Source organism: Aeromonas taiwanensis (assembly GCF_000820165.1).
In the GTDB taxonomy this organism is placed as follows: Bacteria; Pseudomonadota; Gammaproteobacteria; order Enterobacterales; family Aeromonadaceae; genus Aeromonas; species Aeromonas taiwanensis.
Genome location: NZ_CDDD01000049.1, coordinates 91,308 through 110,789, shown reverse-complemented (window position 1 = coordinate 110,789; position 19,482 = coordinate 91,308). Strand labels below are relative to the sequence as shown.

Annotated in this window: 17 protein-coding genes and 1 tRNA gene; 9 read left to right on the top strand and 9 right to left on the bottom strand. The window is 62.9% G+C overall.

The window, feature by feature from the left end; all coding sequences use genetic code 11:
• The first annotated feature begins 196 nt into the window (after positions 1-196).
• Positions 197-273 (top strand) — tRNA-Pro (locus BN1136_RS08480).
• A gap of 238 nt (positions 274-511) precedes the next feature.
• Positions 512-652, top strand: coding sequence for a hypothetical protein (locus tag BN1136_RS20395; RefSeq protein ID WP_167332220.1), 141 nt, complete (start codon positions 512-514; stop codon positions 650-652).
• Between the two features lie 64 nt (positions 653-716).
• Here BN1136_RS20395 and BN1136_RS20185 read toward each other — a convergent pair whose 3' ends face one another.
• On the bottom strand, positions 717-1,139 hold the full coding sequence (locus tag BN1136_RS20185) for a hypothetical protein (protein ID WP_152552603.1): 423 nt from the start codon (positions 1,137-1,139) through the stop codon (positions 717-719).
• A gap of 201 nt (positions 1,140-1,340) precedes the next feature.
• Here BN1136_RS20185 and aceB point away from each other — a divergent pair, with 201 nt between their 5' ends.
• Both aceB and aceA read left to right on the top strand, forming a co-directional pair.
• The gene (aceB, locus tag BN1136_RS08475; protein ID WP_043759456.1) at positions 1,341-2,948 is read left to right on the top strand and encodes a malate synthase A; all 1,608 of its coding nucleotides are present in this window, start codon (positions 1,341-1,343) and stop codon (positions 2,946-2,948) included.
• 69 nt (positions 2,949-3,017) lie between these two features.
• Positions 3,018-4,331, top strand: coding sequence for an isocitrate lyase (gene aceA, locus BN1136_RS08470; protein ID WP_043759450.1), 1,314 nt, complete (start codon positions 3,018-3,020; stop codon positions 4,329-4,331).
• Between the two features lie 103 nt (positions 4,332-4,434).
• Here the strand turns inward: aceA and hda are convergent, their stop codons facing one another.
• From hda to upp, 3 genes are all read right to left on the bottom strand, one after another.
• Positions 4,435-5,136, bottom strand: coding sequence for a DnaA inactivator Hda (gene hda / locus BN1136_RS08465; protein WP_043759448.1), 702 nt, complete (start codon positions 5,134-5,136; stop codon positions 4,435-4,437).
• Positions 5,137-5,315: 179 nt separating this feature from the next.
• On the bottom strand, positions 5,316-6,341 hold the full coding sequence (locus BN1136_RS08460) for a DUF2066 domain-containing protein (RefSeq protein ID WP_043759446.1): 1,026 nt from the start codon (positions 6,339-6,341) through the stop codon (positions 5,316-5,318).
• 145 nt (positions 6,342-6,486) lie between these two features.
• A complete protein-coding gene (gene upp, locus BN1136_RS08455; RefSeq protein ID WP_005302745.1) occupies positions 6,487-7,113 on the bottom strand; it encodes a uracil phosphoribosyltransferase in 627 nt (208 codons plus the stop codon).
• A 175-nt stretch (positions 7,114-7,288) separates the two neighbouring features.
• Here upp and purM point away from each other — a divergent pair, with 175 nt between their 5' ends.
• The gene (purM, locus tag BN1136_RS08450) at positions 7,289-8,326 is read left to right on the top strand and encodes a phosphoribosylformylglycinamidine cyclo-ligase (RefSeq protein WP_043759441.1); all 1,038 of its coding nucleotides are present in this window, start codon (positions 7,289-7,291) and stop codon (positions 8,324-8,326) included.
• 8 nt (positions 8,327-8,334) lie between these two features.
• On the top strand, positions 8,335-8,973 hold the full coding sequence (gene purN, locus BN1136_RS08445) for a phosphoribosylglycinamide formyltransferase (RefSeq protein ID WP_043759439.1): 639 nt from the start codon (positions 8,335-8,337) through the stop codon (positions 8,971-8,973).
• Between the two features lie 118 nt (positions 8,974-9,091).
• Here the strand turns inward: purN and BN1136_RS08440 are convergent, their stop codons facing one another.
• From BN1136_RS08440 to BN1136_RS08420, 5 genes are all read right to left on the bottom strand, one after another.
• A complete protein-coding gene (locus BN1136_RS08440; protein WP_043759437.1) occupies positions 9,092-9,853 on the bottom strand; it encodes a Nif3-like dinuclear metal center hexameric protein in 762 nt (253 codons plus the stop codon).
• 108 nt (positions 9,854-9,961) lie between these two features.
• Positions 9,962-11,296, bottom strand: a complete 1,335-nt coding sequence (locus BN1136_RS08435; protein ID WP_043759435.1) for a sigma-54-dependent transcriptional regulator — start codon at positions 11,294-11,296, stop codon at positions 9,962-9,964.
• A gap of 52 nt (positions 11,297-11,348) precedes the next feature.
• On the bottom strand, positions 11,349-12,383 hold the full coding sequence (locus tag BN1136_RS08430) for a sensor histidine kinase (RefSeq protein ID WP_043759432.1): 1,035 nt from the start codon (positions 12,381-12,383) through the stop codon (positions 11,349-11,351).
• Positions 12,384-12,489: 106 nt separating this feature from the next.
• The gene (locus BN1136_RS08425) at positions 12,490-13,908 is read right to left on the bottom strand and encodes a sigma-54 dependent transcriptional regulator (RefSeq protein ID WP_043759430.1); all 1,419 of its coding nucleotides are present in this window, start codon (positions 13,906-13,908) and stop codon (positions 12,490-12,492) included.
• Between the two features lie 239 nt (positions 13,909-14,147).
• Positions 14,148-15,035 carry a DUF2726 domain-containing protein gene (locus tag BN1136_RS08420; protein ID WP_043759421.1) on the bottom strand — a complete coding sequence of 296 codons (888 nt, stop codon included), beginning with the start codon at positions 15,033-15,035 and terminating at the stop codon, positions 14,148-14,150.
• 258 nt (positions 15,036-15,293) lie between these two features.
• Here BN1136_RS08420 and BN1136_RS08415 point away from each other — a divergent pair, with 258 nt between their 5' ends.
• The 3 genes from BN1136_RS08415 (at position 15,294) to ppx (ending at position 19,432) form a co-directional block, all read left to right on the top strand.
• Positions 15,294-15,806, top strand: coding sequence for a glycine cleavage system transcriptional repressor (locus BN1136_RS08415; protein ID WP_043759419.1), 513 nt, complete (start codon positions 15,294-15,296; stop codon positions 15,804-15,806).
• Positions 15,807-15,882: 76 nt separating this feature from the next.
• Positions 15,883-17,952, top strand: coding sequence for a polyphosphate kinase 1 (gene ppk1 / locus BN1136_RS08410; protein WP_043759414.1), 2,070 nt, complete (start codon positions 15,883-15,885; stop codon positions 17,950-17,952).
• Entirely contained in the window at positions 17,942-19,432 is a 1,491-nt protein-coding gene (gene ppx, locus BN1136_RS08405) for an exopolyphosphatase (protein ID WP_043759411.1), read from the top strand. The genes ppk1 and ppx overlap by 11 nt, the downstream gene beginning before the upstream one ends.
• Positions 19,433-19,482: the final 50 nt, after the last annotated feature.

Genomic DNA, 19,482 nt, shown 5'->3' with positions numbered 1-19,482 from the left:
GGCCCCACCGGAGGGTCCGGTCCAGGAGGACGGGGCCGCATCAGGGGGTCGAGATTATGCCAAAACTCCGGCCAAGGCCCAAGGAGCATCTCGTCTGAACAATAAAGAAGCAGTCAGCATCTCTCTGATAAAAAAGGAGTTGCACCCGTCAGGCCATCCTATTAGACTTCCTCCCCGTCAGCCGAGCTGACTCCGTCGGTGTGTAGCGCAGCCAGGTAGCGCATCTGCATGGGGTGTAGAGGGTCGGAGGTTCGAATCCTCTCACACCGACCAAATTCCCCGAAAATAGCCCAGTCAGACGACTGGGCTATTTTTTTGTCTCGCCTCCCCTTTTTCCCGTGCCTTTTCCAGCCGCCACAGCCAGATCGGCGTGAAATTTATACAGAACCGCTTGAAGCTTTCACAAAGTGCCGTTAGGATACGCAACTTTTCCGCCGGCCAGAAAACAGGGAGGTGGATATCTGGGTGATGGAATCACCGACCGGCTTGCAATCCAAAGAGGCAAGCACCCATGACCCAAGCTGTTGACACTCCGCCTGTTCAGCCCCTGATCTCGACCACCCCTTCCACTCTCGATACCCCTGAGAACGGGGTCGGCGACTCGGTGCGACTCGACGTGATCGATCTCGCCGCTCCGGACGAGGACTATTGAGGGCCAGTCCCCGCACTGCGGTTCAATGCGCCGGTTTTGCTGTCCGGCACCGCTTTTTCCCTGGTCAAGATACCACCAACGCAAATAACGATAAAACACCAAGATATAGCCAAAACTTGGTTCTATTCACTACCTGATACCCCTTCGCCTCCTTCGCCCCCATCCTCATTCTTTGATACAAACCTACGTCATTGCCCGTCATTTCCATGGGATCTCCTCTTTGCACCATTTTCACCATATTTGACCGCACGGTTTTAAACGCAGGTTCATAGGTCAACCTCTTTGCAGGCCAGATGCCTCCTGCACCGACTGCACGCATTTCATACAGATGTTTTTGACAACCTTGGAGTGAGGTCGGGATTTCTTTTTGCATTTGTAATTTTATTACGTAATAAATTACATTTTGCATGTCTCCTGCAAGGCGCATCCCCCCTCCCTGACGCCCCGCACAACCAAGAGCATAACCATCTGCATAGAGCTTTTGCACCAATCACATAAACCACCTAAAAACAGCAACTTAACTTCCAACCAAAAACACCTGTTTTAAAAATCAAGTTGACGACAACGCCATTATTTTGCACCTTATCAGTCGTGTTACCCCGCCGTTGCGGGGAGTTTAAGAGAAAGGGATATAGACGTTAGTCGTAGTTAATAAATTAAAAATGTAACTTTTGGAGGAGTACCCACTATGTCGGCACCGGCCCAGACCCTCAGCAGCACCCGCCTGCGCATTCAAGGCGAGATGCTTCCCGATTACGCGCAGATCCTGACGCCGGATGCGGTGGCCCTGGTATCCGAACTGGTGGAACGCTTCGCCCCTCAACGCAATGAACTGCTCAAACAGCGGGTCGCCCGTCAGGCCCGCATCGACGCAGGCGAGCTGCCCGACTTCCTGCCCGAAACCGCTCACATCCGCGACGGCGACTGGACCATTCGTGGCATCCCCGCCGACCTGCAGGACAGGCGTGTGGAGATCACCGGGCCGGTCGAGCGCAAGATGGTGATCAACGCCCTCAACGCCAACGTCAAGGTGTTCATGGCGGACTTCGAGGACTCCCTGGCCCCCGCCTGGAACAAGGTGATCGAGGGTCAGATCAACCTGCGCGATGCGGTGAACGGCACGATTTCCTACCAGAGCCCGGAGGGGAAGTCCTATACCCTGAGTTCCGATCCGGCCGTGCTCATCTGCCGGGTGCGCGGTCTGCACCTGCCGGAGAAACATGTCACCTTCGAGGGTGAGCCCGTTCCTGGCGGCCTGTTCGACTTCGCGCTCTATTTCCTGCACAACCACAAGGCGCTGCTGGCCAAGGGCTCCGGTCCCTACTTCTACGTGCCCAAGCTGCAGAGCCACCTGGAGGGTCGCTGGTGGAGCGAGGTGTTCGCCTGGACCGAGGACAGGTTCGGCCTGCCCCGTGGCACCATCAAGGCGACCGTGCTCATCGAGACCCTGCCGGCGGTGTTCGAGATGGACGAGCTGCTCTACCAGATGAAGGATCACATCGTCGCGCTCAACTGCGGTCGCTGGGACTACATCTTCAGCTACATCAAGACCCTGAAGAACCACCCCGATCGCGTCCTGCCGGACAGGCAGGTGGTCACCATGGACAAACCATTCCTGAGTGCCTATTCGCGTCTGCTCATCAAGACCTGCCACAAGCGTGGTGCCCTGGCCATGGGCGGCATGGCGGCCTTCATCCCGGCCAAGGATCCTGCGGTCAACGAGCTGGTGTTTGCCAAGGTACTGGCGGACAAGCAGCGGGAGGCCGACAACGGCCATGACGGCACCTGGGTGGCCCACCCGGGCCTGGCCGACACCGCCATGGCGGTGTTCAACGCCACCATCCCGGCCGGCGCCAGGAACCAGATCGGCGTGCTGCGCGAGCAGGATGCCCCCATCACGGCATCGGATCTGCTGGCCCCCTGCGAGGGTGATCGCACCGAGGCGGGCATGCGCACCAATATCCGTGTCGCCCTGCAGTATCTGGAGGCCTGGATCAACGGCAACGGCTGCGTGCCCATCTACGGATTGATGGAAGATGCCGCCACCGCCGAGATCTCCCGCACCTCTATCTGGCAGTGGATCCGTCACGGCAAGACGCTCTCCAACGGTCAGGTGGTCACCAAGGCGCTGTTCCGCCAGATGCTGGCCGAGGAGCAGGAGGTGGTCAGGGGGGAAGTGGGCGAGGCCCGCTGGCAGTCAGGGCGCTTCGCCGAGGCAAGCGCGCTGATGGACGAGATCACCTGCGCCGACACACTCATCGATTTTCTGACGCTGCCCGGTTACGAGCGGCTGTGAAATCCGGGCCGGTGACGGCCCCCATAACAAGTCAATGGAAACGTGAAATCAATGAAAGAGGGAACTGATATGGCACTGACCCGTGAGCAACAGATCCAGGCTATCGAGAAAGACTGGGCAGAAAACCCCCGCTGGAAAGGGATCAAGCGCGGCTACAGCGCCGAGGACGTGGTGAACCTGCGCGGCAGCCTGCAGCCGGCACACACCCTGGCCCAACGGGGTGCCGACAAGCTGTGGGAGCTGATCCACGGCGGCGCCAAGAAGGGCTACGTGAACTGCCTCGGCGCCCTGACCGGCGGCCAGGCGGTGCAACAGGCCAAGGCCGGCATCGAGGCCATCTACCTCTCCGGCTGGCAGGTGGCGGCGGACAACAACCTCTCCTCCACCATGTACCCGGATCAGTCCCTCTACCCGGCCAACTCCGTACCCTCGGTGGTGGAGCGCATCAACAACTCCTTCGCCCGCGCCGACCAGATCCAGTGGGCCAACAAGGTGGGCCCGCAGGACAAGGGCTTCATCGACTACTTCCTGCCCATCGTCGCGGATGCGGAAGCCGGCTTCGGCGGCGTGCTGAACGCCTTCGAGCTGATGAAGGGGATGATCGAGGCGGGCGCCGCCGGCGTGCACTTCGAGGATCAGCTCGCTTCCGTGAAGAAGTGCGGTCATATGGGCGGCAAGGTGCTGGTCCCGACCCAGGAAGCGGTGCAGAAGCTCGTCGCGGCTCGCCTCGCGGCAGACGTGTGCGGCACCACCACCCTGGTGATCGCCCGCACCGACGCCAACGCGGCGGATCTGCTGACCACGGACGCCGATCCCTACGATGCCGGCTTCCTGACCGGTGAGCGCACCAGCGAGGGCTTCTACAAGGTGCAGGCCGGTATCGAGCAGGCCATCTCCCGCGGCCTGGCCTACGCCCCCTATGCCGACATGGTGTGGTGCGAGACGGCCAAGCCGGATCTGGACGAGGCGCGCCAGTTTGCCGAGGCCATCAAGGCCAAGTTCCCGGACAAGATCCTGGCCTACAACTGCTCCCCGAGCTTCAACTGGAAGAAGAACCTGGACGATGCCACCATCGCCCGCTTCCAGCAGGAGCTGTCCGACATGGGTTACAAGTACCAGTTCATCACCCTCGCGGGCATCCACAACATGTGGTTCCACATGTACGAGCTGGCCTACCAGTACGCCCGTGGCGAGGGGATGAAGCACTATGTCGAGATGGTGCAGCAGCCGGAGTTTGCCGCCGCCGAGCGGGGCTACACCTTCGTGGCGCACCAGCAGGAGGTGGGCACCGGTTACTTCGACAAGGTAACCACCGTCATCCAGGGTGGCCAGTCCTCGGTGACCGCGTTGACCGGCTCTACCGAAGAAGATCAGTTCCACTGATCACCTGACGGCTGCAATCAAAAACCCCGGCCTGGTGCCGGGGTTTCTTTTTGTGCTGCTTCTCATCCTGTCGATGGGTCACTCCCCGCACATCATCGCGGGCTCAGAGCTCCAGGATCTCTTTGACAAAGGGGATGGTCAGCTTGCGCTTGGCGCGGAAGGAGGCGTTGTCGAGGCGGTTGAGGGTCTCCAGCAGGGTGCGCATGTCCCGCGACAGGCGGTTGAGCAGGAAGCGACCCACGTCGATGGGGAGCTTGAAGCCCCGCAGCTCGGCGCGCAGTTGCAGGGCGCTGAGCTTGCCCTCGTCGTCCAGCTCGTCGAGGTGGAAGCTCACCCCCCAATCGAGGCGGGAAGCGAGGTCCGGCAACTGCAGCCCCAGCTTGCGCGGTGCACTGCAACCGGTCACCACCAGGGTCCCCTCTCCCTTCTCCTTCCAACGGTTGTAGAAGTCGAACAGGGCCCGCTCCCACAGGGCGTTGCCGGCGATCGCCTCCAGGCTGTCGAGACAGACCAGGGGCAGGCTCTCCAGGGCATCCAGCATGCTGGGATCCAGCTGTTCGAACTGATCGAGGGAGAGATAGGCGGCCGCAGCATCCCGTGCATTGACCTCGGCGCAGGTGGCGTGGAGCAGATGGGAGCGACCCGAGCCCTTGGCCCCCCAGAAATAGAGGAAGGGTGAGCCCTGACCAATGGCCGCATTTTTCAGGGCGGTGATCAGATGGGCGTTGTTGCCGGGATAAAAACTGGCGAAGGTTTCATCATCCGGTAGTTGTACGGCTAAAGACAGTTGGGCCGGTTGCTTCACTCGTTGGGCTTTGACTGTGATATTTGCGGCCAAGTGTATCACCAGAGCGGCAGATAGAGAACCGCCCGGGTCATGCCGGGCGGTCAGGATCCTCTTGCGGGATCATCCATGCGACCAGGTGTTACGCTGGTCGCACGCCTCAGGGTGCCATTGGGGTGGGCAGGGATCCCGATGCAGGATCACTGCGACCACTGGTAACGCAGGCCGCTCTCGCTGTCTTCGACCTGGTGCAGACGGCTCTCCAGTTGCAGGCCACGCACCAGCTCCGTTTTGTCCCCCTGCAGGGAGAGGTTGAAGGTGACCTTGTCCCCCTCCAGCTTGCCGATCGTCACCTTGGTGACGCTGGCCATGCCCTGCAACAACTTCTGTATCTGGATCATGCCGTCGATGTCGGCCAGCCCCTCCACCACCAGAGTCTGGCTGGACGCCACTCCGGAGAGGCGGGTGCCATATTGCTGCACCAGCCAGCCGGCCAGGGCGTCGGCAAACCCTTGTGCCACCTCTGCCTGGGCACCCGACCCCGACCCCTCGGTCAGCTCGGTCAGCTCCCTCGTCTGGGCACCCGGCTTGACACCATAAAGCCCCCAGTCGAGGTTCCAGGTTTCCCCCTCCGGCGTCAGCTTGCCCAGCACCACCATCTCGGCACCATAGCGCTGGCTCGCACTCAGCACGGGATCGGCGAAACGCCCCCAGACGTCGGTGGCATTGACCGCCATGTTGTCGTCGAGGTCCATCAGCGGGATGCTGATCGGCAGCCCCATGGCCTGGGCCTGGGTGCGCAGGGCGGCGGACCAGCCGTCGCTGGACTGATCCGGCAGAATGCGCCGCTCCCCTTCGTCGATCACCAGCCAGACGGCCACCTGCGGACGCACGGGGCCCAGCAGGGCAAACTTGCTCTGGCCTACCAGGGCATTGACCTTGGCCACGTCGAAATCGGCCTTGAGAAACTTCACCGACCCTTCGTCCTGGTAACCGTAGCGCTGCACGTAGTCAGCGGGGGCGGCCAGTGCCTTGACCACGTCCGGCTGGGTCAGTATGTCGCGCCTGCCGGTCACCTTGACGAGCACATCCCCCAGCGCCTGGGTCTGGGCGGCCGTCATGTCGCCGCTGGTGGGTGCCTTGCCCTGGTAGAGATCGGCCACCTGGGCAGCCGACGCCACGAGCGGCAACCAGCAGCAGAGGAACGTCGCTAAGCGTTTCAGCATAAAGAAGATTCTCGAAATGGGGGATGCTGCTTATGGTAGCGGCAAGGCGCGCATGGCAGCAAGCAGACGGGGGATAAACAGCAGAGCCGGCGGGGTGCCGGCTCCGTTTGCGCGCGGATGAAACGCGCGACTGCAGGGTCAGTACTTACTTGGTGCCGAAGATCTTGTCACCGGCGTCGCCCAGACCAGGTACGATGTAGCCCTTCTCGTTCAGCCCCTGGTCGATGGAGGCGCAGAACAGCTCCACGTCCGGGTGAGCGGCTTCCAGGGCCTTGATCCCTTCCGGCGCGGCAACCAGCACCAGCACCTTGATGGACTGGCAGCCCTTCTTCTTGAGCAGATCGATGGTGGCGATCATGGAGCCGCCGGTAGCCAGCATGGGGTCGATGACCAGGGCCAGACGCTCTTCGATGTTGCTGACGATCTTCTCGAAATAGGGAACAGGCTGCAGGGTCTCTTCGTCGCGGTAGATACCGACCACGCTGACGCGGGCGCTCGGCATGTGCTCCAGCACGCCGTCCATCATGCCAAGACCGGCACGCAGGATGGGCACGACAGTGACCTTCTTGCCCTTGATCTGGTCAACTTCTACTGGCCCGTTCCAGCCATCGATGGTAACCTTCTCGGTTTCGAAGTCAGAGGTCGCTTCGTAGGTCAACAAACTGCCCACTTCCTTGGCCAGTTCACGGAAACGCTTGGTGCTGATATCGCCTTCACGCATCAGACCGATCTTGTGCTTGACCAGGGGGTGTTTGACTTCAACGACTTTCATTATTATCTCCTCTAACTGCCGCAAAAAAATCGCGGAATCATACAACAAAAGCCGCCGTTTGTAGAGCATTTCCGAGCAAAAACGCGCAAACGATTTCCTTTCTGGTTTTTCACCGCCACTGTTAGAATACGCCCCGAATTTTACCCTCCACTTCTTTATATGACGGGGAATACGCGTGACTGACAAAACCTCACTGAGCTACAAGGATGCTGGCGTGGATATCGATGCCGGCAATGCACTGGTTGAACGTATCAAGGGCGTGTCAAAGCGCACTCGTCGTCCTGAAGTCCTTGGTGGTCTTGGCGGCTTTGGGGCCCTGTGTCAGATCCCTGCTGGCTACAAGGAACCGGTACTGGTCTCCGGTACCGACGGGGTGGGCACCAAGCTGCGTCTGGCCATCGACCTGAAAAAGCACGACACCGTGGGCATCGATCTGGTGGCCATGTGCGTCAATGACCTGATCGTGCAGGGCGCCGAGCCCCTCTTCTTCCTCGACTACTACGCCACCGGCAAGCTGGACGTGGATACCGCCGCCGCTGTGGTCACCGGCATCGGTGCCGGCTGCGAGCAGTCCGGCTGCGCCCTGGTGGGCGGCGAGACAGCCGAGATGCCGGGCATGTATGAAGGGGAAGACTACGACATCGCCGGTTTCTGTGTCGGCGTGGTGGAGAAGAGCGAGATCATCGACGGCAGCAAGGTCGGCGAAGGGGATGCCCTGATCGCCCTGGCCGCCAGCGGCCCCCACTCCAACGGTTTCTCCCTGATCCGCAAGATCCTGGAAGTCTCCAAGGCGGACGTACACCAGCCGCTGGGCGATACCACCCTGGCCAATGCCCTGCTGGAGCCGACCCGCATCTATGTCAAACCCGTGCTAAAGCTCATCAAGGAGTGCGAGATCCACGCCCTGTCCCACATCACCGGCGGTGGCTTCTGGGAGAACATCCCCCGCGTGCTGCCCGCCAACACCCAGGCGGTGATCGACGAGCAGAGCTGGCAGTGGCCGGCGGTGTTCAGCTGGCTGCAGCAGGCAGGCAACGTCACCCGTCACGAGATGTACCGGACCTTCAACTGCGGCGTCGGCATGATCATCGCCCTGCCGGCGGATCAGCTGGAAAAAGCCCTGGCCCTGCTCAAGGCCGAAGGCGAGAACGCCTGGCATATCGGTCACATCGCCAAGGCGGCCGATGGCGAGGAGCAGGTCATCATTAAATGACCTCCCCTATGAAACGCATCCTCGTCCTGATCTCCGGCAGCGGCAGCAACCTGCAGGCCATCCTCGACCACTGCGCCACCGGCAAGATGGCCGGCGAGGTGGTCGGCGTCATCAGCAACAAGGCCGATGCCTATGGCCTGGTGCGTGCCCGGGAAGCCGGGGTGGCCACCGCCATCCTGTCCCAGCAGCAGTTTGCCAGCCGGGAGGAATATGACGCCGCCCTGCTGGCCCTGATGGCGGACTATGCGCCGGATCTGGTGGTGCTGGCCGGGTTTATGCGGATCCTGAGCGCCGATCTCGTGCGCCACTTCGCCGGGCGGATGATCAACATCCACCCCTCCCTGCTGCCGAAGTACCAGGGGCTGCACACCCACCAGCGCGCCATCGAGGCCGGCGATGACGAGCACGGTGCCAGCGTGCACTTCGTCACCGAGGAGCTCGACGGCGGGCCGGTGATCCTCCAGGCCCGGGTCCCCATCTTCGAAGGGGACACGGCCGACGAGGTCGCTGCCCGGGTACAGGTGCAGGAGCACTGCATCTACCCACTGGTGGTGCAGTGGTTCTGCGAGGGCAGGCTGCAGATGCAGGAGGGCGCCGCCCTGCTCGACGGGGTGCGGCTCGGCCCTGCGGGTTATGCCAGCGAATGACCGGGAACGGAATGTAAAAAGGGAGGCCTCTGGCCTCCCTTTTCTATTTGTCGCTCTTGTTTTCCTCGTGCAGCGCCATGCTTATTGAAAGACGCAGACAGCAAGGCCATTGGCGGGGTTAAACCGGATTGTCGATATCGATAAAGGTGACATCCAGCCCGTGCACGGTAGCGAGCCACTCCCCCAGTGCCTTGATGCCGTAGCGCTCGGTAGCGTGGTGGCCGGCGGCGTAGAAGTGCATGCCCATCTCCCGGGCGGTGTGGATGGTCTGCTCGGAGGCCTCGCCGGAGATGAAGGCGTCTATCCCCTGCTCCGCCGCCTGGCTGATGTAGCTCTGGCCACCGCCGGTGCACCAGGCCACCGAGCTGATGAGCTCAGGGCCGCTGTCGCCGCAGTGGAGCGGTTCACGACCGAGACGCTCGGCAATCAGCTTGGCAAAATCGGCGCCGCTCATGGGCTCTTCCAGCTTGCCCACCATGGCCACGCTCTTGCTGTTCCAGGGCTCCAGGCCGCGGCGCACCTTGATGCCAAGCAGCTTGGCGAGCTGGGCGTTGTTGCCCACCTCGGGGTGTACGTCCAGGGGCAGGTGGTAGGCAAACAGGTTGATATCGTGGGTCAGCAGGGTCTTGAGACGGCGCCGCTTCATGCCGGTGATCTGGGCAGGTTCGCCACTCCAGAAGTAGCCGTGATGGACCAGAATGGCGTCAGCCTCGGCCGCCACGGCCGCATCGATCAGGGCCTGGCTGGCTGTGACGCCGGTCACCACCTTGCGAATGCGCTCGCGCCCTTCCACCTGCAGGCCGTTGGGGCAGTAATCCTTGATGGCATGGGGTTCGAGCAGGTGGTTGAGCAGGCTTTCGAGTTTACGATGAGAGATCATGGGAGTCTCCTAACAGGGCTCCCTGCGCAGGATCGCGGGGAGCCGGATTGAGATCGTCAGGGGACCATGATAATCGAGCCGGACCGGCAAGGCCACGTTATGCCGCTCCTAGGCTGGCAGCTCGATGCCGGCGTCACGCATCTGGGCCAGCTTGTAGCGCAGGGTGCGCGGGCTGATGCCGAGCTTGTCGGCCACCGCCTTGCGGCTGCCATTGCACTCCTGCAGGGTGTCCAGGATGATCTGGTGCTCCTGCTGCTTGAGCTCCCCTCCCAGCCCCTCCACCGACAGGCGCTCCAGGGGACGCACCAGCTCCTCGTCCGTCTCCTCCAGGATCAGGTGTTCGCAGCCGACCACCCCCTCCGGGCAGAGGATCAGGGCGCGCTGCACCACGTTGTCCAGCTCGCGCACGTTGCCGGGCCAGGGGTGTCGGAGCAGGCGCTCTCGGGCCTCATCAGAGAGCCGGGGCGCCGGCATCCCCTGCTGACTGGCGTGCAGCGCCAGCAGGTGCTCCGCCAGGGGCAGGATGTCACCCGGCCGCTCCCAGAGCGACGTCCAGCGCAGGGGGAAGACGTTGAGACGGTAGTAGAGATCTTCGCGGAACAACCCGTCCTGCACCGCCTTCTTCAGATCCCGGTTGCTGGTGGCGATGACCCGCACATCGAGCGGGATCATCTTGCGGCTGCCAAGCCGCTCCACCTCTTTCTCCTGCAGCACCCGCAGCAGCTTGGCCTGCAGCCCCAGATCCATCTCGGTGATCTCGTCGAGCAGCAGGGTCCCCCCCTGGGCTTGCTCGAACTTGCCCGGACACCCCTGTACCGCCCCGGTGAAGGCCCCTTTCTCGTAGCCGAACAGGGTCGCCTCCAGCATGTTCTCGGGAATGGCGGCGCAGTTGATGGCGACGAAAGCCTGTTCGGACCGGTTGGAGTTGTCGTGGATGTAGCGGGCCAGCACCTCTTTGCCCGTCCCGCTCGGACCGCTCACCATGACGGTGGCCTCGCTCCTGGCGACCCGGGTCGCCAGCTGGAACAGCTCGGCGGTCTTGGGATCCCCGTACACCACGGCGCGCTTTTCCACTTTCTGGGCCGGCACGTAGCGGCTGACCTGGTTGAGCAACACCTCGGGGGAGAAGGGCTTGGCCAGGTAGTCGATGGCCCCCTCGCGCATGGCGCGCACCGCACCGTCGATGTTGGCATAGGCGGTCATCAGGAGCACGGGCACCTGGGGGTACTGCTGGCGGATGTTCGCCAGCAGGGTGAGGCCGTCCATGCCCCCCATCTGGATATCGGAGATCACCATGTCAAAGCGCTGGCGGGAGAGCGTCAGCAACGCCTTCTCGGCACTGTCGACCTCGCGGCACTCGTAGCCCCCGAGCAGCAGGGTATCCACCAGGGCCTCGCGCAGGCCATTGTCATCTTCCACCACCAGGATGCGGGCCTGAGTCATGCAGCACCTCCTGCGGCGGGGATCGGGTATGCCCACTGGGGCAAGACATGATTCATGCTACACCTCCAAGCTGCACCGCTTGCTGGTGCAGGGGGAACGACAGGGTAAAGCAGGTGCCCTCGCCGGGCACCGAGGCCACGCTGACCTCCCCCTGGTGGGCACGTACCACGGATTGCACCACGGCAAGCCCGAGGCCGGTGCCCTGGGAGCGCGTGGTGAAGAAGGGTTCGAAGATCTGGCCGAGCAAGGCGGCGGGCATCCCCTTGCCATTGTCGAGAACGCGCATCTCTACCCGGCTGCCGCTGCGCACCGCGCTCACCAGCAGGGAGTCGGCGCCGGCCTGCCGGGCGTTGGCGATCAGGTTGTTGATGGCCCCGGCCAGGGCGCTGCTGTTGGCGAGCAGGCAGAGATCGGGCTCCGGTGCCTCCAGGTGCAAAGCGCAGCCCTGCTGCTGGCAGAAGGCCTCGGCACCGGCCTGCACCTCCGCCAGCAACCCCTGCACCGAGATGGGGGACACCACCTGGTTGTCGCCGTTGCGGGCGAACAGCAGGATGTCGTTGATCTGTTTTTCCAGGTCTTGCAACCTGGCCATCAGCTTCTGCTGGAACTGGCTGCGGGATTCGGGCTTGAGGGTGCGGTTGGCCAGATTGGCCGCATAGAGCATGGCGGCAGAGAGCGGGGTGCGGATCTGGTGCGCAAGGGACGCCGCCATGTTGCCCAGCGCCGACAAGCGCTTCATGTGGTTGACCCTGTCCTGCAGCTGGCGGGTCTCGGTGAGATCGGTGATGAACACCAGCTGACCCGGCTGATCCGGCAACGGCTGGGTGGAGAGCTGCACCCGGCGACCGTCCCGCAGGGAGATCTCATGGCCGTCGTCCTCGCGGGGCTGGAAACAGCGGGCGATGATCTGGCGCCAGGAGAGGCCTTCCAGCGGCTCACCCAGCAGCGCCAGGGCGGCAGGGTTTGCGCGGGTGATCAGCCCCTCGCCGTCGAGCAGCAGCACACCGGTCGGCAGTGCCGTGAAGATGGCGTACAACTGGCTCACTTCGTGAGACTGGAGCGGGTGGTCCTGCGGCGAGATTGTCATAAAGCTGACCTCAAACTGGCGATTGAGTCAGCTTATTCAATTTCCATGCCAGCTAATAAAACACTATATATCAATACGTTGAGAGCAGAGTGTCAAAGCATTGACCTCAGTTGTCCTTGCTCATGCCGTATTTCTTCATCTTCTCCACCAGGGTGGTGCGGCGCATGCTGAGCAGGTCGGCAGCGCGGGCCACGACCCCGTCCTGGGACTCCAGGGCCTGACGGATCAGCTCCACCTCGAGGTCGGCCAGCATCTCCTTGAGATTGACCCCCTCCTGGGGCAGTTGCATGGGCAGGGGCATGGCGATGCCCGGATCCAGCACCGGGGGGGACTGGAACACGGCGGCCAGGGCATCCCGCTCATCCATCTCGGTCAGTCGTTCGTCCCTGGGCTCGCAGGGCAGCAGCCGGTAACGCCCGGGCAGGTCCGCCACGTCGACGATCTGGTTCGGATAGAGGATCAGCAGGCGCTCGATGAGGTTCGACAGCTCGCGCACGTTGCCGGGCCAGGGGTACTGCATCAGGGATTCCATGGCCCGCTGGGTCAGGCGAATGATGCCCCTGTGCTGCTCCGCATGGCGATTGAGCAGCTCCTGCAGCAGCAGCGGAATATCGTCGCAACGGTCGCGCAGGGGCGGCGTCTCGATGGGGAAGACATTGAGGCGATAGTAGAGATCCTCGCGAAACGCCTGGGTGCGGATCATCGCCTCCAGATCACGGTGAGTCGCCGCGATCACCCGCACGTCCGCCTGCACCGTCTTGCCTCCCCCGACCCGATCGAACTGGCGCTCCTGAAGCACCCGCAGCAGCTTGACCTGCATGGGCAGCGGCATGTCGCCGATCTCGTCGAGGAAGAGGGTCCCCCCCTGGGCCAGCTCGAAGCGGCCGCGCCGGGCGGCGATGGCGCCGGTAAAGGCCCCCTTCTCATGGCCGAACAGCTCGCTCTCCAGGAGCTCTGCGGGAATGGCGCCGCAGTTGATGGGCACGAAGGGGCCCGCGCTTCGGGAGGAGAGCTCGTGGATGGCACGGGCCACCACCTCCTTGCCGGTCCCGGATTCCCCCAGGATCAGCACGTTGGCGTCGGTCTCCGCCACCTGGCCGATGAGACGGCGCACCTCCTGGATCCCCTTCCCTTTGCCCACCAGCAGGCGCAGCAGCGTCTGGCCCTTGTCGTGGAGCTGGTGACGGGGATGGAGGGAGATGAACGCCTGGCAGAAGTGCAGGTGACGGGTCAGGGACTCATAGGTGAAAGGCGCTTCGGCCACCCCGATGAAGTTGCTTGAGCCATGGTCTTCCGGCATCAGGGAGATGAACGGGATGCGCGGGTAGGCGGCCAGCAGCTCGCCGAGGGGGCGCTCGCTCAATCCGCCCGCCAGGATCCCCTGCAGCGGACCGGAAGAGTCGATGGCCACGTCGAGATCGGCCTCCACCACCTCCTGCCAGGGTATCCCCATGAAGGAGAGCACTGTCCCCAATTGCTGACGCCGCTGCTCATCCCCATCCACGAGCAGCACCCCCATAGCCATCCTATCCATATTTTTCACACCTGAAGCCAAGTTATTGTTTTTAAATTATTTATTATAAGCAGCTATGCACTGTGCCACGAGGGGCACAAAGTGCCAAAATTCCGGCGGATTGTCAAAACTTGTCGGATTATAGCCTGTCTGGGCGGGACGGGGATCACGCTCTCGGTAAACCCGGTGTCATGCGAAAGTCTTACAGGGGGAAAGCGAGGCGCCGGCAGGGACCGGCGCCTCGAACAGGATCAGTGCTTGACCCTGTCCTGGGGGGCGGCGTAACGGCACTCGGGGAAGCGGCTGCACGCGAGGAAGAGGCGGCCGGCGTGGGGGCCTTTCTTGGCCTCTCGCTCCACCAGGGGGGCCGCGCAGCGGGGGCAGTGCGGAGTCTCGGTCCGGGAGTCATCATCCTCATCCGGGTCGAGGAAGGGGTTGTCCACCAGCAGGGGCTCAGGCGCCACGAGCTGGGAAGCAGCAACAAGGGGCTCCGGCTCCACGGGCGTCTCCACGGTTGAAGGGGACGCCATCAGTGGCATGCCCGCGCCATGCCCGGGGGCGCCGAGATCCACCCCATCGAGAAGCAATGGACTGAAGGTCGGCTCGCGGCGCTCCCCCGGAAGCAGATCCTCCGACGGGGCGCTCGCCCTTGTCAGCAGGGGCAGCAGCTGCTCCCGCAGCTCCTCCACATCATAATGGCTGCCAGCCGGGATCTGCAGCAACGGCAGACCCGCACCATCGCAGGCGGCCTTGAGGAAAAGATCCCGCCCCTTGCTGCGTTTCTGATGGCGGTGGCCGCTCTCATCGAGTTCGACGGCGCAGAGGAAGGAGAGATCCGCCGGATGGCAGAGCAGGTAGTCGAAGTGCCTCTCGCCAATCTTGCCAAGCGCCTGCTGCCGCTTGCCCTTGCCCAGGCGTGCCTCCGGCGTCAGCACCAGGGAAGCGCGCACCTTGGCAAAGACCCGCGCCTGGTCGCCCACGGCCTGATCCAGCGCGCCGAGGAAGGTGCGCTCGGCAGGGCTCAGCAAGGTTTCCTGCAACTCATAGGGCTCGGCCCTGTTCTCTTTGCCCCGACGCCAGACGATCACCAGCAGGAGCAGCACCAACAACACGGATCCCGATACGACGAGGCTATTCATACACGCACATCCCGTTCACAAGACATATTCAGCTCAAACCAACACGAAGGGGCCACACTCTACCACGGGGGACGCGCCTCAGGCAGAGCGGAAATCGACGCCACTCCGGCATTCGCGTTTTTTCACTAAATTTGCGCGGGGCGGGCTTCATCTGGCCTGTCACAGCAGGCACAATGCTAGAGCCCATGGACGTTTGGCCCACGCGCGGTCGTCCCCAGACGTCAACAGACCCCAAGCAGCCCATTCAAGGAGAGCAGGATGCAAAAGCAATTGGTCGTCACCGTGATCGGCGCAGACAAGCCCGGTATCGTCGAGAGCCTGGCGGACACCATCACCCGACAGCAGGGTAACTGGCTGGCGAGCTCCATGAGTGAACTGGCAGGGCAATTCGCCGGCATCCTGCATGTCGCCGTCCCCGACGAACACTACCGCAGCCTGTGCGAGGCGCTGGTGATGCTGCCCGGTCTCACCGTCAGTTTCGCCGAAGGCCAGCTCAGCCCGGAACCGGCCTGTCAGGTGATGCTGAGCGTCACCGGCAACGACAGGCCGGGCATCGTCCACGAGGTGGCCAGCATACTGCGCCAGCTCAACGTCAACGTCGCCGACCTCACCACGGGCTGCGAACCCGCGCCCCACTCCGGCGCCCCCCTCTTCTATGCCCATGCCCTGGTGGCCCTGCCGCCGCAGGTGGCACTGGACGATCTCGTCACCGCCCTGGAGTCCCTCTCCGACGACCTGGTGGTCGACATCGATCAGGACCTGAGCGAATAGCGCTGACTGTCATAAATCCGTCATGGTTTGACGCCATAACTTCCGCGCAGACGCAATCAGAGCACAGAGGAACCAGATGAGCACCGACAAGCAGTATGAAGAGAAAGAGCTTAGCTGGCTCTCATTCAATGAACGGGTGTTGCAAGAAGCCATGGACAAGACGGTCCCCCTCATCGAGCGGGTCCGCTTCCTCGGGATCTTCTCCTCCAACCAGGACGAGTTTTTCAAGGTACGGGTCTCGGACGTCAAGCGCCGCATCCTCATCAACGAGGTGCACGGCGGCGACGACGAGGCCAAGGTGCTGCTGCGGGCCATCCAGCAGAAGGTGATGGCCCTCGGCGAGGCATTCGACAACACTTACAAGGAGCTGCTGCTCGCCCTCGCCCGCCACAACATCTTCCTGGTCAACGAGAACCAGCTCTCCGAGTCCATCCAGCAGTGGTTGCGGGTCTTCTTCCGGGAAAAGGTGCTGCGGCACATCATCCCCATCCTCCTCAACAAGGAGGTCAACCCGGTCAAGTTCCTGAAAGACGAGCACACCTACCTCGCCATCGAGATGAAGAAGAACGGCCAGGTGATCCAGTACGCCCTGGTGGAGGTGCCGACCGACGATCTGCCCCGCTTCTTCCAGCTGCCGCCGGAGGGCACGCGCCGCAAGAAGCAGATCATCATCCTGGACAACGTCATCCGCTTCTGTCTCGACGAGATCTTCAAGGGCTTCTTCGACTACGACGAGATTGCGGCCTATGCAGTCAAGCTGACCCGGGATGCCGAATACGATCTCTCCGACCAGCTGGACCTCAGCCTGGTGGACAAGATGAGTGATGGCCTGAAGCAGCGCCTCACCGCCATGCCGGTGCGCTTCGTCTACGAGCGGGAGATGCCCGCGGCCATGATAAGCTTCCTGAAGCTCAAGCTGCAGATCAGCTCCTACGACGCCATCATGCCGGGCGGGCGCTATCACAACTTCAAGGATTTCATCGGCTTCCCCAACGTGGGCCGGGATTACCTGGAAAACCCCAAGCTGCCGGCGCTGGACTGCCGCGACTTCGACGGCTTCGTCAACGCCTTCGACGCCATCACCAAACAGGACATCTTGCTCTACTACCCGTACCACAAGTTCCACCACTTCACGGAGCTGGTGCGCCAGGCGGCGTTCGATCCGGCGGTCAGCGCCATTCGCATCAATATCTACCGGGTCGCCAAGAAATCGCGGATCATCCACTCCCTCATCGACGCTGCCAACAACGGCAAGAAGGTGACTGTGGTGGTGGAGCTGCGCGCCCGCTTCGACGAGGCGGCCAACATCGACTGGGCCAATATCCTGACCGATGCGGGGGTCAAGGTGGTGTTCGGGGTGCCGAGCCTCAAGATCCACTCCAAGCTCTGCCTCATTACCCGCCACGAGAACGGCGAGGCGGTGCGCTACGCCCACATCGGAACCGGCAACTTCAACGAGAAGACCGCCAAGATCTACACCGACTTCTCCCTGCTGACCCGCCACCCGGACATCACCGCCGAGGTGGAGAGCGTGTTCGAGTACATCGAATACCCGTACCGGCGCTACAAGTTCAACCACCTGCTGGTCTCCCCCATCAACAGCCGGCGCCAGCTCTATCGCCTCATCGACAACGAACTGGCCAACGCCAAGGCGGGGCAGCCCAGCGGCATTACCCTCAAGATCAACAACCTGGTGGACAGGGACCTCATCAACCGGCTCTATGCCGCCGGTCAGGCCGGGGTGCCCATCCAGATGATCATCCGCGGCATGTGCGCCCTGCGCCCCGGGGTGCCGGGTCTTAGCGACAACATCCGGGTCATCAGCATCATCGACCGCTTCCTCGAGCACCCGCGAGTCATGGTGTTCCACAACAAGGGCAACCCCCAGCTCTACATCTCCAGCGCCGACTGGATGAGCCGCAACATCGACGGCCGCATCGAGGTGGGCACCCCCATCTATGACGAGCGGCTCAAGCAGCGCATCCTCGACATTCTCGAGCTGCAGCTGGGGGACACCTGCAAGGCACGGGTCATCGATGCAGACCAGAAGAACGAGTACGTGAAGCGGGGCAACCGCCGCAAGGTCCGTTCCCAGGTCGCGATTTACGACTACCTCAAACGCATAGAGTCACACCATGGACAATAGTCTGTACGCCGCTGTCGATCTGGGGTCGAACAGCTTCCACATGGTCATCGCCCGCCTCAACGAGGGGCGGATGCAGATCGTCGATCGCATCAAGGAGCGGGTGCGCCTCGCGGAAGGGATGGACGAGCAGCGCCGCATGTCGGAGGAGGCCATGGCCCGTGGCCTCGACTGCCTCGCCCTGTTTGCCGAGCGCCTGACCAACATCAAGCCGGATCAGATCCGCATCGCAGGCACCTACACACTGCGCCGCGCCAGCAACGCCCGCGCCTTCGTGAGCGAGGCGGCCAAGGTGCTCAACCACCCCATCGAGATCATCAGCGGCCAGGAGGAGGCGCGCCTCATCTATCAGGGGGTCGCCCATACCCAGCACATTGAGGGCCAGGTGCTGGTGGTGGACATCGGCGGTGGCAGCACCGAGCTCATCATCGGCGAGGGGTTCGAGCCCAAGGCCCTCACCAGCCGCAAGATGGGCTGCGTCAGCTTCACCCAGAGCTTCTTCCCCAACGGCAAGCTGAGCGAGAAGGCCTTCAACGGTGCCGTGCTGGAGGCCCAACACCAGCTCGCCCCCATCATCAACCAGTACCGCAAGCTCGGCTGGCAGAGCTGCCTTGGCAGCTCCGGCTCCATTCGCACCGTGCGTGACGTGTTGCAGGGGGAGGAGTGGACCGACGGCGCCATCACCCTGGCGGGCCTGGAGCGCCTCAAAACCGAGATGCTCAAGCACAAGAAGGTCGACCAGCTCAAGCTGGCGGGCCTCACCGAGGAGCGCCAGGGGGTGTTCGCCGCCGCCGTGGCCATCCTGCTCGGGCTCTTCACCTCCCTGCCTATCGAGCGGATGGAGTACTCTGACGGCGCCCTGCGCGAGGGGCTGCTCTACGAGTTCGAGGAGCGGTTGCAGCACCACGACATTCGCGAACGCACCGCCCTGGCCCTCTCCACCCACTATCACATCGACAAGCGCCAGGCCACCCGGGTGGAGCAGAGCGTCCTCGCCCTGTTCGATGCCCTGAGCGGCCCCTGGGAGATGCCGGAGGAGCCCTATCGCGCCATCCTCGGCTGGGCGGCGCGACTGCACGAGATAGGCCTCGCCATCAACTACAGCGGCATCCACAAACACTCAGCCTATATCTTGCAAAACACCGACCTGCCCGGTTTCAACCAGGACGATCAGGCTCTGCTCGCGGCCCTGGTGCGCTTCCAGCGCAAGGGGCTCAAGCTCGCCGAGCTGCCCGCCCTGCCGAACCACGACGAGCAGACGGTGCTGCGCTGCATCCGCATCCTGCGCCTCGCGGTGGCGGCCCACCACAGGCGCCAGGACAACCTGCTGCCCGAGTGGAACGTGCAGGCCGCCGGCGATCAGCTGGTGGTCACCCTGCCGCTCGACTGGTGCGACGAGAACCGGCTCCTGATGCAGAATCTGGAGAAGGAGCACCGCTACTGCCAGGAGCAGGGCTGGCCCCTGCTGTTCCAGCTCGGATAAGGGCCAAACCCAGACGAAAAAGGCAGCCGATGGCTGCCTTTTGTCGTTAT

Coding starts and splice junctions, on each gene's coding strand:
- BN1136_RS08425 (WP_043759430.1), bottom strand. CDS start 13,908: ATGGCTATGGGGGTGCTGCTCGTGGATGGGGATGAGCAGCGGCGTCAG.
- BN1136_RS08440 (WP_043759437.1), bottom strand. CDS start 9,853: ATGATCTCTCATCGTAAACTCGAAAGCCTGCTCAACCACCTGCTCGAA.
- upp (WP_005302745.1), bottom strand. CDS start 7,113: ATGAAAGTCGTTGAAGTCAAACACCCCCTGGTCAAGCACAAGATCGGT.
- ppk1 (WP_043759414.1), top strand. CDS start 15,883: ATGAGCACCGACAAGCAGTATGAAGAGAAAGAGCTTAGCTGGCTCTCA.
- BN1136_RS20395 (WP_167332220.1), top strand. CDS start 512: ATGACCCAAGCTGTTGACACTCCGCCTGTTCAGCCCCTGATCTCGACC.
- BN1136_RS08420 (WP_043759421.1), bottom strand. CDS start 15,035: ATGAATAGCCTCGTCGTATCGGGATCCGTGTTGTTGGTGCTGCTCCTG.
- BN1136_RS08435 (WP_043759435.1), bottom strand. CDS start 11,296: ATGACTCAGGCCCGCATCCTGGTGGTGGAAGATGACAATGGCCTGCGC.
- BN1136_RS08430 (WP_043759432.1), bottom strand. CDS start 12,383: ATGACAATCTCGCCGCAGGACCACCCGCTCCAGTCTCACGAAGTGAGC.
- BN1136_RS08415 (WP_043759419.1), top strand. CDS start 15,294: ATGCAAAAGCAATTGGTCGTCACCGTGATCGGCGCAGACAAGCCCGGT.
- ppx (WP_043759411.1), top strand. CDS start 17,942: ATGGACAATAGTCTGTACGCCGCTGTCGATCTGGGGTCGAACAGCTTC.
- BN1136_RS08460 (WP_043759446.1), bottom strand. CDS start 6,341: ATGCTGAAACGCTTAGCGACGTTCCTCTGCTGCTGGTTGCCGCTCGTG.
- aceB (WP_043759456.1), top strand. CDS start 1,341: ATGTCGGCACCGGCCCAGACCCTCAGCAGCACCCGCCTGCGCATTCAA.
- aceA (WP_043759450.1), top strand. CDS start 3,018: ATGGCACTGACCCGTGAGCAACAGATCCAGGCTATCGAGAAAGACTGG.
- purN (WP_043759439.1), top strand. CDS start 8,335: ATGAAACGCATCCTCGTCCTGATCTCCGGCAGCGGCAGCAACCTGCAG.